11 protein-coding genes are annotated in these 14,963 nt (G+C 64.6%); 5 read left to right on the top strand and 6 right to left on the bottom strand.

From position 1 onward, the window contains the following. Positions 1-558 (top strand): HNH endonuclease signature motif containing protein (locus tag AB4Y73_RS16055; RefSeq protein ID WP_441872888.1); only part of this gene is annotated, 558 nt, incomplete at its 5' end. Positions 559-705: 147 nt separating this feature from the next. On the opposite strand, the gene AB4Y73_RS16050 is transcribed toward AB4Y73_RS16055, so the two are convergent. From AB4Y73_RS16050 to AB4Y73_RS16035, 4 genes are all read right to left on the bottom strand, one after another. After that, positions 706-1,995, bottom strand: a complete 1,290-nt coding sequence (locus AB4Y73_RS16050) for an ammonium transporter (RefSeq protein WP_441872887.1) — start codon at positions 1,993-1,995, stop codon at positions 706-708. A gap of 322 nt (positions 1,996-2,317) precedes the next feature. Beyond that, entirely contained in the window at positions 2,318-3,655 is a 1,338-nt protein-coding gene (gdhA, locus tag AB4Y73_RS16045) for an NADP-specific glutamate dehydrogenase (protein WP_441872886.1), read from the bottom strand. Between the two features lie 125 nt (positions 3,656-3,780). Then, on the bottom strand, positions 3,781-4,233 hold the full coding sequence (locus AB4Y73_RS16040) for a hypothetical protein (protein ID WP_441872885.1): 453 nt from the start codon (positions 4,231-4,233) through the stop codon (positions 3,781-3,783). 7 nt (positions 4,234-4,240) lie between these two features. Further along, positions 4,241-6,355, bottom strand: a complete 2,115-nt coding sequence (locus tag AB4Y73_RS16035) for a primary-amine oxidase (RefSeq protein WP_441872884.1) — start codon at positions 6,353-6,355, stop codon at positions 4,241-4,243. A 121-nt stretch (positions 6,356-6,476) separates the two neighbouring features. Here AB4Y73_RS16035 and AB4Y73_RS16030 point away from each other — a divergent pair, with 121 nt between their 5' ends. Together AB4Y73_RS16030 and AB4Y73_RS16025 are read left to right on the top strand one after the other, a co-directional pair. Next, positions 6,477-7,067, top strand: a complete 591-nt coding sequence (locus tag AB4Y73_RS16030) for a TetR/AcrR family transcriptional regulator (RefSeq protein WP_441872883.1) — start codon at positions 6,477-6,479, stop codon at positions 7,065-7,067. A gap of 147 nt (positions 7,068-7,214) precedes the next feature. After that, entirely contained in the window at positions 7,215-8,174 is a 960-nt protein-coding gene (locus AB4Y73_RS16025) for a helix-turn-helix domain-containing protein (RefSeq protein ID WP_441872882.1), read from the top strand. A 134-nt stretch (positions 8,175-8,308) separates the two neighbouring features. On the opposite strand, the gene AB4Y73_RS16020 is transcribed toward AB4Y73_RS16025, so the two are convergent. Further along, positions 8,309-9,784: an APC family permease gene (locus AB4Y73_RS16020; RefSeq protein WP_441872881.1), complete on the bottom strand. Its 1,476-nt coding sequence runs from the start codon at positions 9,782-9,784 to the stop codon at positions 8,309-8,311. A 395-nt stretch (positions 9,785-10,179) separates the two neighbouring features. Here AB4Y73_RS16020 and AB4Y73_RS16015 point away from each other — a divergent pair, with 395 nt between their 5' ends. Together AB4Y73_RS16015 and AB4Y73_RS16010 are read left to right on the top strand one after the other, a co-directional pair. Continuing rightward, positions 10,180-11,592, top strand: coding sequence for an aldehyde dehydrogenase family protein (locus AB4Y73_RS16015; protein WP_441872880.1), 1,413 nt, complete (start codon positions 10,180-10,182; stop codon positions 11,590-11,592). A gap of 150 nt (positions 11,593-11,742) precedes the next feature. Continuing rightward, positions 11,743-12,600 carry a prephenate dehydratase gene (locus tag AB4Y73_RS16010; protein ID WP_441872879.1) on the top strand — a complete coding sequence of 286 codons (858 nt, stop codon included), beginning with the start codon at positions 11,743-11,745 and terminating at the stop codon, positions 12,598-12,600. A 30-nt stretch (positions 12,601-12,630) separates the two neighbouring features. On the opposite strand, the gene betT is transcribed toward AB4Y73_RS16010, so the two are convergent. Beyond that, positions 12,631-14,895 (bottom strand): choline BCCT transporter BetT, encoded by a 2,265-nt coding sequence (betT, locus tag AB4Y73_RS16005; RefSeq protein WP_441872878.1) that lies wholly within the window; start codon positions 14,893-14,895, stop codon positions 12,631-12,633. Positions 14,896-14,963: the final 68 nt, after the last annotated feature.

Below are 14,963 nucleotides of genomic sequence, written 5' to 3'. Positions count from 1 at the left end.
ATCCCCACCGCCATGCGCCAATGGCTCAGACTCCGCGACGGCAAATGCCCCTTCCCCGGCTGCACCAACCAATCCCTGGACAACGACGCCGACCACCTCCTCGCCTGGGCCAACGGCGGAACCACCGGCATCACCAACCTCGGCCAACCCTGCCGCAAGCACCACCGCCTCAAACACACCACAACCTGGAAACCCACACCCGCCACCAAAAACGAACCACCCGGCTGGACCTCCCCCACCGGCCGCCACTACCAAAACGAACACCCCGACTGGGAACCACCCACCTGGCCAGACCAAATCCCGGACGACACGCACTTTGGCGCCACAGTCCAAAGTGGGGCGATATTGGAGGATCTCCCCAGGGATCCCTTCCCGGAACATAACGTGGTCCACTTTCCGCTGGCCGAAGATGATCTTCCGGACTACGTGCTTTTTCCGGACGACTCACTCCCGGGACGGCCTCTGCCCCAGGATCCCTTTCCGACGTGGGAGGCTCACGACGGGGCGGCTGAGAATTGGTCGGCACTCACGACCGTGGGCCGAACCGCGGAACTATAAGCCAGCGGGCGCTGGCACCGGTCCGCAGTTCGGCCCACGGCCGGACTCGTTATCTATTCATTTATTCAGCTGATCCGAAGCGACGCCTTTCAGGGCGCAAGCGGATCAAGTGGGAGGAATCAGCGTAGCTGCGCAGCGTGAGCCCTATTAGGCGCGCTGCGGCGACCCCAGCTGCACGGGGTCTTCGTCCGTCAGGTAGGCCAGCTCCGAGTGTGCAGCGAGGTCGATGCCCCGGAGCTCGTCTTCCGGCTTGATACGCAGGCCCACAAGGCGGTCCAGGATTTTCGCCAGGATCCACGTCACCACAAACGAGTAGGTCAGAACGGAGACGGTGGCGATGGCCTGGATGCCAAGTTGCTCGAGGCCGCCGCCGTAGAAGAGACCACTCACTCCGTTCGGAGCCTTGTCTGTCGCGAAGAGCCCGATCAGCAGCGTGCCGATGATGCCGCCCACCAGGTGCACGCCCACAACGTCGAGTGAGTCGTCGTAGCCCAGCCGGAACTTCCATTCGATGGCGAGCGAGCAGACTGCCCCGGCAATGGCGCCGATGGCCAGTGCGCCCAGCGGGCTGACGGCACCACAGGCCGGAGTGATGGCAACCAGCGCGGCGATCAGGCCGGATGCCGCGCCCATGCTCGTGGCCGCCCCGTGGCGGAGCCGCTCCACCAGCGCCCACGCGAGTAGCCCGGCAGAAGCCGCCACTGCCGTGTTCAGGAAGACCACGGAGGCCGACTGGCCGGCAGAGAGGGCAGAGCCCGCGTTGAACCCGAACCAGCCCACCCACAGCAGCCCGGCGCCAAGGAGAACCAGTGGCCGGCTGTGCGGCTTGGTGTGCTCCATCTTCGGCCAGCCGGAACTCTTTCCGAGGACTAGGGCCAGTGCGAGCGCGGCGGCGCCGGCGTTCATGTGCACGGCGGTGCCGCCGGCAAAGTCGATCGCCTTGATGCCGTTGGCAATCCATCCGCCGGTAACGGTTCCGTCGGCAGACGAGAAGGCAAACACCCAGTGTGCGATGGGGAAGTAGACGATGGTGGCCCAGATGCCCGCGAACAGCATCCAGGCACCAAACTTCATCCGTCCCGCTGCTGCTCCCGCAACCAGTGCCGTGGTGACGCAGGCAAAGAATAGCTGGAAGGCGGCGAAGAGGATCCCCGGGATCGCTGCCGCGTCATCCTTGGCCAGCAACTGTCCCATGCCGGGGAATTCGGTGATGTCACCGATCAGTCCCAGGCCCCCCACGGAGTTGCCGAAGGCCATCGAGTAGCCGAAAAGCGCCCAGAGCACAGCCACCAGGCTCGCGCCGCCAAAGCACATCATCATCATGTTGAGAATGCGACGAGACCCCACCATGCCCCCGTAAAACAGGGCGAGGGCGGGGATCATCATACAAACCAGCGCGGAGCTGGCCAGAATCCAAGCGACATTTCCCGAATCCATGGGAAACCCCTTTCGTGATGCGAAGAGAGAACGGAACTTGCCCGTCGAAGCCGCGTCGGAGGAGGTACGCGGAGTCACTACCACGTTCATTTGGAGGGCAGCTAGTGCCGTCTGATTCCAACTGTAGGGCTGCTGTTTCGCCGTGGGTTTCCGCCCGGTTAATTCAACGTTTCAGTCGTCCGCACGCGAGTTTCAGACGTCACTCCAGTGCCTCGACTTGGCAGTTGGCGCCTCAACTCGTGCTTGCCGCCAAAGCACCGAGGCCACGGACCTGTATTGGTCCGTGGCCTCTGTAAAAGAACGTGCTTTCCTGGCTGCTGCGCTAGATAAGCCCCTGTGCCAGCATGGCGTCAGCCACCTTGACGAAGCCGCCGATGTTGGCGCCGAGCACGTAGTTGCCCGGCTCGCCGTATTCGTCCGCGGTGGACGCGCAGCGGTCATGGATCCCCACCATGATCTCCGTGAGGCGCTGCTCGGTGTGCTCAAAGGTCCAGGAGTCGCGGCTGGCGTTCTGCTGCATCTCAAGAGCCGATGTTGCAACCCCGCCTGCGTTGGCCGCTTTTCCCGGTCCGAACAGCACGCCGGCCTCCTGGAACGCTGCCACGGCATCGCGTGTGGAGGGCATGTTGGCGCCTTCGCCGACAGCGATGAGACCGTTGCGCACCAACCGCGCGGCAGCATCGCCGTCGAGCTCGTTCTGCGTTGCGCACGGAAGCGCCACCTTGGCATCGACGTCCCATACGGACCCGGATTCCACGTAGGAAACGCCGGGACGGCGAACGGCGTAATCCTTCAGGCGTCCGCGCTCCACTTCCTTGATCTCGCGCAAAAGCCCGACGTCGATCCCGGCCTCATCCACGATGTAACCGGAGGAATCGGAGCAGGCCACCACGCTGGCACCCAGCGTCTGCGCCTTGGCGATGGCGTTGATCGCGACGTTGCCGGAGCCGGACACCACAACGCGCTGCCCGTCGAAGGACATTCCGCGGGTTTTCAGCATCTCCTGCGTGAAGATGACGGTGCCGTAACCTGTAGCCTCGGGACGCACCAGGGAACCGCCCCAGGAGATTCCCTTGCCCGTCAGGACGCCGGATTCGTAGCGGTTGGTGATGCGTTTGTACTGGCCGAAGAGGTAGCCGATTTCGCGTCCGCCTACGCCGATGTCACCGGCCGGCACGTCCGTGTACTCGCCGATGTGGCGGTACAGCTCCGTCATGAAGGACTGGCAGAACCGCATGATCTCGGCATTGCTGCGGCCGCGGGGGTCGAAGTCCGAGCCGCCCTTGCCGCCGCCAATGGGCATGCCGGTGAGGGCGTTCTTGAAGATTTGCTCGAAGCCAAGGAACTTTACGATGCCAAGGTAGACCGACGGGTGAAAGCGCAGGCCGCCCTTGTACGGACCAAGGGCGGAGTTGAATTCAACCCGGAAACCCCTGTTGATCTGGACACGGCCGGAGTCGTCGGTCCACGGAACGCGGAAGATGATCTGGCGCTCAGGCTCGCACAGCCGTTCCAGGATGGCGGCCTCAAGCAGCTCAGGATGCCTGTCGTGAACGGGGCCGAGACTCTCGAAAACCTCGGTTACAGCCTGGTGGAATTCGGCCTCGCCAGGGTTTCGCGCCAGTACCGTATTCCGGATGGCCTCAAGCCGCGCGTCCACACTGTCTCCTCAGATTCGTTAAATGTTCAACATGAAATGATAACAACCGAATGTTGCTGCCGACCTTTCTGTGATGCTCCTCATAAAGTCACGGATGACTCCGCCGGCTCAACGCCACGCACTGTTCAGTTGCCTTCTTCAGAGGGGTAACCGGGAACTCGAAGCCGGGCAACAAGCGTTGCCGCGAGCAGCGCCGTCGTGATTTCCATACCAATGACGGTCAGCAGGCCGGCTGCTCCGGATGCGTCCGCAGGCGCTGAAATAGGCGGCATTCCGGCCGAATGACTGTGGCCGGACCCTCCGCTTCCCAGCAGCAATGCGCCATGAACCACCACCATCAGCAACGCCGATACGATGACCCGATGGAGCGCTGTGACCCTGCCGTGCCGCCAGATGTGCACGCTGCAGGGGACACATATGGCGGCCAGCACCACCATCAGCACATTGAGCCAGATGCCGTGGTGGTTCTGGACAGCGAGCGCCAGGTGGGCGAGGCAGGATGCCGCGGTGATCATGGCGCACAGCCGGGAATGCAGGACGAGCCCGGCATTCCGGACCCGCCCCGGTGCCAGAATCACGGCCCTCCTAGCCGTGGCAGTGGCTGTCAGCCGGTCCGCCGTGGGCATCGCCCTCAGCGCCGGCGGACCCGGCGGCACCGTTGCCGGCGGCCGCACTGACACCGCCCGCACTATGGCACGCCGCACCCGAGGAGTTGGCCGGCACATCCAGGACGGGGCTGCGATCGAAGAAGCCCTCCGGGCGGAGCTTGAAGCCGACGGTGTCCACGGGCATGATGGGCCAGTCCTCCACGCGCGGGAAGTGCGTCAGACCAAAGGTGTGCCACACCACGATGTCCTGCCCGTCGATGTCGCGATCCTGGGCAACATAGGCCGGGAGTCCTGCGCCGCCGGAGTGCTGGTTCACGAAGTCGCCGGTGGGGTACTGCTCGCCGTCGGCGTAGCGGGTGACCCATAGGTCCTTGGTGGCGAACGCTGCCCGCCGGGCGATGGATGATTCCGGGTCTGCCAACAGCGTGGGCTGGTTTTGGGAGTGGAGCTTGTAGCCCACTGGTTCGCCCAGCCGGTTGCGCGACTCTGGGTTGGAGATGATCCAGGTCCGGCCACTGCGTGCATCGGCCTCACGGACGGCCTCGGATTCGCGGGCAAGCACGGTGCGCTTGCGGGAGAAGGCGTTGCCACGCTCATTGCCTTCGCCCATGGCGTGGCGGACCACGTCTTCTTCTTCGACGCGGTTGGTGAAGCCGTCAATGGCCATATCCAGGCGGGCACTGAAGAGGTGCTGGTGGAACGGCGCGCCAAGACCGGGCGCCAGCTGGGAGATGTTGTCCGAGCCGCCCTCGGGGAACGCGCTGGTGAAGACGACGCCGGTGGCCTTGGCTTCGAACTCGATGGTGCCGTCCAGGTAGAGGTACCAGTAGAAGCCGTAGTCGTAGTTGCCGATGGTGGTGAAGAAGGAAATCACCAGGCGGCGGTTGCGGCGGGTGTAGTTGATTCCGGTCCAGAGGTCGGAGTGCTTGGACAGGATGCCCCAGTCCTCCTCGTGCATGCAGATGCCGTTGCGGATCTTGCGGGGGTTGCCGAAGGCGTCGCTGATGACCGGGCTCAGGTAGGTGATGTCGCCAAGGCAGTCGCAGCCCAGCTCCAAGGAGTTGGCGTACTGGCCAACCAGGTATTCTCCGGTGTCGAAGTAGTTCTGCCAGGACCGGATGGGTGACGGGTCGCCGTAGGGGACCACCATCTCGGCGATCGAGGCTCGGTTAATGATGGGGCGCATGCGGTTCCCGTCCCGGAAGGCGAGGTTGTGCAGGACCACGCCTTCTCGGACATCGAACCCCACGTCCACGCTCCACTTCTCCCACTCCACATGGTTGCCGCCCGTCACGGTGAAGCTGGGCCCCTCCGGCTGGGTGATGCTGATGGGTTTCTGTGTGGTGCGGAGCGGCCCAGTCAGTTCCGGGTCCGTGTAGTTTCCGTGCTCGGCGGGGATGGGCATCACACCGAGGTCCAGGACCTGGGTGACCTCCTTGCTGACCACGTCCACGTAGGCCACCAGCCCGTCCACCGGGTGCGCCCACGCGCTGTCCTCCGGGAACTCCTGCACGAACGCCAGCCCGCGCAAAATGCGGCGGCCCTTCTCCTCCGGGTATTCGAAGACGCCGGCGGACAGCGGCGCAACGCGGACCTTGGCGACGTCAAGGCCCCGCTCGGCTAATGCCTTGAGCCAGCGCTCGTCCGTAGCAAGCAGCGACTCAACCACCTCAAACTCTTCCTCCAAAACGGGAAGCTCACCGGTGACGGCAGTATCCAGTTCGACGGCGGAAACCACCTCCCGGCGGGTTACCGAGACCACCGCGTCGGTGGGCGCAGCACCGGAGACGTCGTGGATGAAGATGCGGAAGCACCGGTCCCTGACGGCAAGTGCGAGCGCGGCAGACTCGAGCGCCGGGGGTGCGGCTGCGGCAGATGCTGGGGGAACACCGGCCTCGGAATTCCCGACGGCGACACTCCGCTCACGTGCGGCCGGGGCAATCCCGCGGGCGGGATCCAGCAGGCCCAGGTAGGCGATGCGCTTCTGCGGTCCCAAGAGCCCGGAGGCGAGCAGGATGGCCTGAACCTGGGAAATTTCCTCGCCTGAGGCCAGGCCGTACGGGGCTGCGGCGTCAACTGGTGCAATCGTCATGGATGACCTTTGTCCGGGACCGTTGCGGGTCGGAATATTTATTTTCTATAGTTGTAGAGAATAAGCGTCCGTAAGATGGCTCACAAGGGTTTCAGCAAAAACATTTCCGGGAGCGGCCGCGGTGCCTAAAATAGTTGACCATGACGAGCGCCGCCTGGAGCTGGTGGATGCCACCTGGCGGATCATCGCCCGCAACGGCCTTGAAGGTGCCACGATGCGCGAGATCGCACTCGAGGCCGGTTTTGCCAACGGGGCACTCAAGCCCTACTTTCCCACGAAGGACACCCTCCTCGAATTCGCCTTCGGCCACGTCTTCAACCGCACCAACCAGCGCATCGTTAAGGTCACGGAAGGCAAAACAGGACTGCCGGCGCTTCGAGCCTTCAGCATGGAGGTCCTGCCGCTTGATGAGGAACGCATCAATGAAGCCCGCATCGTCATCCCCTTCTGGCAAAAGGCCATTAACGACCCCCAGAAAGCGGCACTCCACCAGCAGTCCATGGACGAGTGGCTGACCACCATTCGGCGCTACCTCGCAGAGGCGCGCGACAATGGGGACATTAAGGCCGCCATCGACGACGCCGCCCTGGCAGGCCAGCTCCTCAACATGCTGCTGGGAGCCCAAATTGTTGCCGCCTTGGCTCCCGCCGGCCACCCCGGTCCCGGCTTGGACGAGCAGCTGGAGGGCTTTTTTACCCTGCTGACCCGGTAGCGGCGTGCACCAATCGCCGGGACGCAGGTCTTTTTTCGCCAGACGTTGAAAAAAGACTGCATGTGGCGTTAGCCTGTAAAGAATGTGTCGCAGGACACAGTCCCGGGGGAATCAAGGCCAGATGGCCATCCGTCGTCAGGAACATCCATGCCAGCAGCTACAGCACGGCCCATCGGCCAGAACGTCACTTCCAGCGTTGCGTCATCTTTCGACCACTGGAAACACCTCGTGGCGGAGTCCTTTGTGCCGCTCACTGCGCAGTCATCTGACGTGGACGGCTTCCGCGGCCATTTGAGGTCAAGAGTGCTGGACCGCATGGCTGTAGTCGAAGTCAGCGCGACCTCCCATGAAGTCCACCGCACACCGGCCCTGATCGCCCAGGCCGGCGAGCGCTACTTCAAGCTCAACCTCCAGCTCGAGGGCACCGGGCTCCTGATCCAGGACAACCGCGAAGCACTCCTCCGCCCGGGTGACCTGGCGATCTATGACACCAACCGGCCCTACACACTCGCCTTCGAGGAACAGGCCCGGATGATGGTGGTGATGTTCCCGTGCGATGCCCTCTCTCTGCCCACCGACTACGTTGGCCAACTGGCCGCCGTACGGATGGCTGGGAGCACCGGGCTCAGCGGGATCGTGGGGCAATTCATCCGGCAATTGTCCGAGAACCTGGATGTCCTCAGCGGACCAAGCGGCTCCCGGCTCGCCACGAACGCCCTGGACCTGGTGTCCACCATGCTGCACGCCGAAATGGACATCGCCCCGGACCGGATGAAGCCGCAGGCGATGCTTGCCGTGTCGGTGCGCGAATACATCGAAGCCAACCTGTCGGACCCCCAGCTCTCACCGGCCAGCATCGCCGCCGCACACTTCATCTCCACCCGGCACCTGCACAATGTCTTCCACGAGTCAGGAACCACCGTTGCCAGCTTCATCCGGAGCCAGCGCCTGGACGGTGCGCGGCGGGACCTGCAGGATCCACTGCACGCAGGAAAGTCCGTGGGTACCGTGGCCGCACAGTGGGGCTTCCTGGATGCCGCGCACTTCAGCCGTACCTTCCGCGACGCGTTCAACGTTTCACCCACGGAATGGCGCCGCAACGGCTGACCGCAAGCATATAGCCATGGTCCGGCACGGAATTTCGTGCCGGACCACCTATTTGGTGAGCTTCCCCGGAACAGCAAGGCAGCCTCCCCGGACCTGCCGGGGAGGCTGCGCAGAGCGTTCGGGACGGCTGACCGCTAGCCGGCGTGCCCGAGGGCTGCGGCCTTGTGGCGCCGTTCGACCTCCGCTTCCACCAGCAGGCCGGCCGCGAACACCACCGGCACCGACACGAGCAGCGCGGTGGCCGTTTCGGCACTTCCACCAATCAGCGAAGTGAAGTTGCTGACCACCAGGGACAGCACCCATGCCAGCAGCACGGAGGCGAGCACCGGGGCAATAAGCGTCTGCCACGGCTGTCCAGCCGTCTTTTCACGGCGGAAGAATCCGACGACGGCCACTGAACACAGGATGTAGAGCACCAGGAGTGCCGCGACGGCCAGCCCGCTGAACCACGAGAACAGGGTCAGGACCGGGTCCAGGGCCAGGATGGCGAAGGGGGCAACGAGGACGACGGCGGTGGCAGTCTGGATCCAGGCCGCAACCGCGGGTGCGCGGTGCTGGTTGGTTCTGGCCACGATGGCGGGCAGGGAACCGCGCAGCGCCAAGGAGTGCAGGTAGCGGTTGATCCCGTTGTGGAAGGCGATAATTCCCGCCAGCAGGGACGTGACCAGCAGGATGCCAGTGGTGATGCCGGCCCAGGGTCCGAACAGCTCCACCATGGGTGTGAGCACAAAGGCTGTGGAGTCGCCGGATTCCAGGGCAGCACCGGCAGCGCCAATCACCTGGGAGGGGCCGTAGTAGCTGACCAGCATCCACGAGATGAAGGAGAAAAACACCGCAATGACCCCGACGGATAGGTAGGTGGCCCGGGCTACGGTGCGGTGCGCGTCCTTGGCCTCGGCGGAGTAGATCGCAGTGGATTCGAAGCCGAACATGGAGGCCACCGCAAACATGATGGCCACTCCCGGGGCGCCGCTGGCGATGGCTTCCGGCGAAAACGACGCCGCAATGCTGAGCCCTTCGGGGCCGCCGCCGCGGAACAGGACAGTGAAGCCGAACATCAGGAGGACTGCGACCTCCAGCCCCACGAGTAGAGCCAATACTTTGGCGCCGAGTTCGATGTTGAGGGAACCCAGAACCTGGACTCCGGCCATGGTGACCAGGGCGAGCAGCCACCACGGCACCATCAGCCCCGCGGAGGCCAGAAGGCCCGAAAACGCTGCGCCGTAGAGCCCGTACATGGCCGCCTGCACGGTGCTGTAGGCCAAGAGGGCCAGCCATGCCGCGCCGGCGCCGACCTTGCGCCCGAAGGCAGCAGTGACGTAGGCGTAAAAGGCGCCGTTCGCCTGGATTTTGCGGCTCATTGCCACAAACCCGACGGCGAAGATGACGATCACGATGCCCACCACCAGATAGGCCCCCGGGGCGCCGGCACCGTTGCCGAGCGCTGCCGCGAGCGGGGATGCTCCGACGATTCCCGTCAGGGGGGCCTGGGCGGACAGGACAAAGAAAAGGATGCCCATTACGCCGATACTCCCGGCGCGGAGGGCGGTGGAGTGCTCCGTGCGGGGAGCGGCCTCGGTGGTCCGGGGCTCGGAATTCGAAATACTCATTGGATCCTTCTTAACGGTCATGAGCTCTGGGGGGAAGGGGTGCCGCGCAAAAGGGACTGGCACTGTGAAATCCAGCATGGCAGCGGCGGCCCGCCCTGCCTTGTCCTGCAGTGATCAGTTGTTGTGCATCAGCGCAGTGACACTTAAGAGGCAGTGACACTTAACCGGCAGTGACGTTCAGGGAACGACGACGGTAGGCCAGTACCGCAGCAGCCTAGTGTGCGGCGTCCATGGAAGTCCATGAAGTCACCCGTCCACCCGCCGCAACCGTTCGCGCCGGGTCAAGGGCCGTTCGCGGATACACAAGACCTCTTCACCCTGCGGCGGGCAGACTCGAAGCATAGCCCCAGGCCGCGCCGGCCCGTGAGCACGAACTACTCGAAGTGGAGTAAGCCATGGAAACTTACGACGCCCTGCTGGCCTCGATCACCGCAGCCCCGGGCCAGGACAGCCGGACCATGATTGACCCCGCCACCGGCACCGCCGTCGGCGAAGCTCCCGTCCACACCCTGGAGGACCTGGAGCGGGCCATCACCGCCGCTCAGGCAGCCCAGCCCGGTTGGGCAGCACTGGGCCACGACCCCCGGAGCGCCGCGCTGCTCAAAGCAGCCGACGCCGTCGAACGCTCCGCGGAGGAACTCGCCCGCCTGCTCTCCCGCGAGCAGGGCAAACCGCTCAACGGCCCGAACGCCCGCTTCGAAGTCGGCGCCTGCGCCGCCTGGCTCCGCGCCGCCGCCACCACACCCCTGACACCGGAGACAGTGGTGGATGACGGCGAAACCTACGCCGAACTGCACTACAAACCCATCGGCGTCGTTGGCGCCATCGGCCCTTGGAACTGGCCCATGATGATCACCGTCTGGCAACTCGCCCCAGCCCTGCGCATGGGCAACGCCGTGGTGGTCAAACCCTCCGAATACACCCCGCTGTCCGTACTTGCCCTGGTTAAGGTCCTCAACGAAGAGCTCCCCGAGGGCCTCCTCACGGCGGTCTCCGGCGGCCGCGACGTCGGCGAAGCCCTCGCCGGACACCCCGCGATCGGGAAAATCATGTTCACCGGCTCAACCGCCACTGGCAAAGCCATCATCAAATCCTCCGCAGACACCGTCAAGCGGCTCACCCTGGAACTCGGCGGCAACGACGCCGGCATCGTCCTGCACGACGCCGACCCCAAAACCATCGCCCAGGACCTGTTCTGGGGCGCCTTCATCAACACCGGCCAGACCTGCGCCGCGCTCAAACGCCTCTACGTCCACACCGACATCTACGACGCCGTATGCAGCGAACTCACCGCCGTGGCCGCCGCGACGCCAATGGGCAACGGCCTCGACGAGGACAACGTCCTCGGCCCGCTCCAAAACCAAGCCCAGTACGACATCGTGGCCGGGCTCGTCGAAGCAGCCCGCGACTCCGGGGCCAAGATCCTGATCGGCGGCAACCCCGACACCACCCGGCCCGGCCATTTCTACCCCACCACCCTCGTAGCCGACATCGACAACAACAACCCGCTCGTCGCCGAAGAACAGTTCGGCCCTGCACTGCCCATCATCCGCTACACCACCGTTGACGAGGCGGTCGCCATGGCGAACGCACTCGACGTCGGCCTCGGCGCCTCTGTCTGGTCCCCCAACCTCACCGAAGCACGCAAAGTCGCCGCCCGCCTCGACGCAGGCACCGTCTGGATCAACAAGCACGGCGCCGTGGACCCACGCGTTCCCTTCGGCGGCGCCAAGCAGTCCGGCTACGGCCTGGAATTCGGCGTCGAAGGCCTCAAAGCCCTCGGCGTCCCCCAGGTCATCAACGGATGAGCACAGGCAGAAACGGCCGACGGGTACTATCCCGCCAACGCTAGGTCACTGCCCAAAGCAGGGAGCGCTGTCTGTCGTTTTGTACGCTCGGGCGTCAGATAGCGCTCCTCAGTTGGGTGCGTGGGCACCAGTCGTGAAACCATACCGAGCATGGCCCAGAAAATTGCGTACCAGGGTGAGCCCGGCGCCAACTCCAACATCGCGTGCATGGACATGTTCCCCGAGCTTGAAAGCATTCCGTGCGCCAGCTTCGAGGACGCGTTCGAGCTGGTATCAAGCGGCCAGGCGGAGCTGGCCATGATTCCGATCGAGAACTCCATCGCCGGCCGGGTGGCTGACATCCACATCCTGCTGCCCCAGTCGAACCTGCAGATCGTGGGCGAGTTCTTCCTGCCCATCCACTTTGACCTGCTGGGCATCCCGGGCAGCACCATCGAGGGTGCCACCGAGGTCCACAGCCATATCCATGCCCTGGGGCAGTGCCGCCGCCTGATCCGCGACGCCAAGCTCCGCCCCGTGATCGCCGGCGATACCGCCGGCTCGGCCCGGGAGGTCCGGGAATGGAACGACCCCACCAAACTGTCCCTCGCTCCCCCGCTGGCCGCCGAGATCTACGGCCTGGAGGTGCTGGCGTCGCGCGTGGAGGATGACCCTTCCAACACCACCCGTTTTGTGGTCCTGGCCCGCGAAAAGGAACTACCCACCCGGGCGGAGCTGCCCGGGCCGGCAGTGACCAGCTTTGTGTTCCGGGTCCGAAACGTCCCCTCGGCGCTCTACAAGGCCTTGGGCGGGTTCGCAACGACCGGCGTGAACATGACCCGGCTCGAGAGCTATATGGTGGGCGACGAGTTTGCCGCCACCATGTTCATGGTTGACGTGGAGGGCCACCCCGAGGACCGGCGCCTGCGCCTGGCCCTCGAGGAGCTGGCTTTCTTCACCACCGAAGTCCGCATCCTGGGCGTCTACCCCGCCGCCGGGCACCGAACCGAGCGGGCAGCCGGCCGCTGAGCACACCGGGTCACCCCAGATCCACGGCCGTCACTCCTTCGCAGCTGCTTGCCCGGCCGCGGCGTCGCCCTCTGCCGGCTCAATCTTGGCAAAGGAGCCGGTGGCGGGCGGCACGGGAGGCGTGAGCACCGAGGCGTAATCGTGCTGGGTGGAGTAGGTCAGGAAGCCCAGGTGGGCCTCGTAGCGGTCCAGGACGTCGTCGATGATCTGCTGGTGGGTCACTCCCATGAGGTCATACCCCTCCGAGCCGGTCTGCGCGAACACTTCCACGCGGTAGTAAACGTCGGTTTCGCGGGACATGCGGCCGCCGAACATGGGGACCGGTGCCTCCACAGCCTGGACCTGGTACTGGAAATCGCGGTGGTTCGGGATGCTGACAACCAGCGCGTGGCTGGAGATGTTGGTTTCCTCGTTGGGGATGATGTCCAGGGTTGCTTCGTAGCCCTGCTTGGTGAACTCCCGGAGCACGTCTGCCAGTGCCGGCTGCACAACGCGCTCCATGAACTGCGCCACCTGCTTTTTCGAAGGATAGGCGCGCATCCCGGCCAGCCGCTGCCGCCAGGTCCGGTCCGGCACCATGCCGCCGTGCGCCGCTGTCGACTGCCGGCGCAGGATCTGGCCCTCGCGTTCGGCCCGTTCCATGCGCAGTGCCTTCGAGAACGAGGCCATCACCAGCCAGGCGATGATGGTCACCGGCAACGCAAAGATGAGAGTGGCGTACTCCATGGTGGTCACGCCTCCGGCAACCAGCATTGCGATGGTCAGTACGGCGGTGAGGACCGCCCAGAAGATGCGGAGCCATTTGGCGCCGTCCTGCGACGGGTCAGGGATGGAGGAGGAGAAATTGGACATCACCATGGCGCCGGAGTTGGCGCTCGTCAGGTAGAACAGCAGGCCGGACAGCGTGCCCAGGCCAATCAGGAAACTGGCCCCGGGGAACATTTCCAGCAGGGCGTACCAGCCCTGTTCCGGGCTGTCTATGGCCAGCTGGGCAAAGTCCTTATTCCCGTTCAGGACCTCGTGCATGGCGCTATTGCCGAAGATGCTCACGATCAGGAAGTCGCACAGCACTGGAGCGGTGATGGCGGCTATCACGAACTCGCGCAGCGTCCTGCCGCGTGAGATGCGGGCCAGGAACAGGCCCACGAACGGTCCCCAGGCGAGCCAGAAAGCCCAGAAGAACAGGGTCCAGCCGGCCATCCATTCCGAGCCGCCCTGCTCGTAGGCGAAGGTCTGCAGTGTGCGGTCGGGGAGGGTGAAGAGGAACCTGCCGATGTTCTCCACCATGGCGTTGAGCAGGAACGAGGTCTGGCCGGTCACCAGGATATACAGCAGCATGGCCGCCGAACTCCAGATGTTCAGCTCGGAAATCCAGCGGATCCCCTTGTCAACGCCGGAGGTGCAGGCGGCAATGGTGAGGACGACGGCGACAATCACCAGGGCGATCTGCAGCGCCAGCCCCTGCTCCAGGCCGAATATTAACGCGAAGCCCACATTCAGCAGCACCACACCGATCCCCATGGACGTGGCCACGCCGAAGACAGTTCCCACCAGCGTGACGATGTCGATCACATCGCCCACGCCGCCACGGACCCGCTTGCCCAAGAGCGGATAGAGGGCAGCCCGGATGGACAGCGGCATGCCCCACCGGTAGGCGAAGTACCCCATGGCCATGCCGAGGAGAGCGTACATGGCCCAGCCGGCCACGCCGTAATGGAACATGGTCCAGACCACGGCGTCTGCGGCAGCGGCCGGAGTTTGTCCTTGGCCTGCCGGCGGCGACATGTACTGGCTGATGGGCCCGGTAACCGAGAAGAAAAGCATGTCGATACCCACGCCGGCGGCAAACAGCATGGCCACCCAGGTGAAGAGCTTGTACTGGGGCCGCGAGTGGTCCGGACCGAGCCGGACCGAGCCTTCTTTGGAGAAGGCGACCCACAGGACAAACCCGATCACCACAGTCACGGTGAGGACGTAAAACCAGCCCACGTTCTCCGCGATCCAGGCCACCACCGTCTTCATGGTGGACTGGGCACTGGCCGGCACCAGCATCGCCCACACGGAGAAGGCGATGATGATGACCGATGCGATGACGAAAACGCGCCAGTTGACTTTGGGCTGGGGTTGCTCGATAAGTTCTGCGGGGCCGCGGCTTAGCTCCTGGCTGGAAACCGGTGGGCGGTTCTCGAATTCCTGGCCGCTACGGCGGCGGTCTGTGCCGCCGAGCTGACTGCGTGGAACGAGTGCCTTCGGGGTTCCATCTGCCGGGCGCCGCGTGTCTTCTTGTTCAGCCATGGAATCTCATGCTAGTACACCCTGCCTAAACGGGACCCGGTCAGAGGACCCCGCCGGCTGGTCTCAAG

Source organism: Pseudarthrobacter sp. TAF60_1 (genome assembly GCF_052113505.1).
Lineage (GTDB): Bacteria > Actinomycetota > Actinomycetes > Actinomycetales > Micrococcaceae > Arthrobacter.
Note: the sequence above shows the minus strand (reverse complement) of the source record. Positions and strands in the feature narration are given on the sequence as shown.

Coding starts and splice junctions, on each gene's coding strand:
- AB4Y73_RS16020 (WP_441872881.1), bottom strand. CDS start 9,784: ATGAGTATTTCGAATTCCGAGCCCCGGACCACCGAGGCCGCTCCCCGC.
- AB4Y73_RS16010 (WP_441872879.1), top strand. CDS start 11,743: ATGGCCCAGAAAATTGCGTACCAGGGTGAGCCCGGCGCCAACTCCAAC.
- AB4Y73_RS16025 (WP_441872882.1), top strand. CDS start 7,215: ATGCCAGCAGCTACAGCACGGCCCATCGGCCAGAACGTCACTTCCAGC.
- AB4Y73_RS16015 (WP_441872880.1), top strand. CDS start 10,180: ATGGAAACTTACGACGCCCTGCTGGCCTCGATCACCGCAGCCCCGGGC.
- betT (WP_441872878.1), bottom strand. CDS start 14,895: ATGGCTGAACAAGAAGACACGCGGCGCCCGGCAGATGGAACCCCGAAG.
- AB4Y73_RS16050 (WP_441872887.1), bottom strand. CDS start 1,995: ATGGATTCGGGAAATGTCGCTTGGATTCTGGCCAGCTCCGCGCTGGTT.
- AB4Y73_RS16035 (WP_441872884.1), bottom strand. CDS start 6,355: ATGACGATTGCACCAGTTGACGCCGCAGCCCCGTACGGCCTGGCCTCA.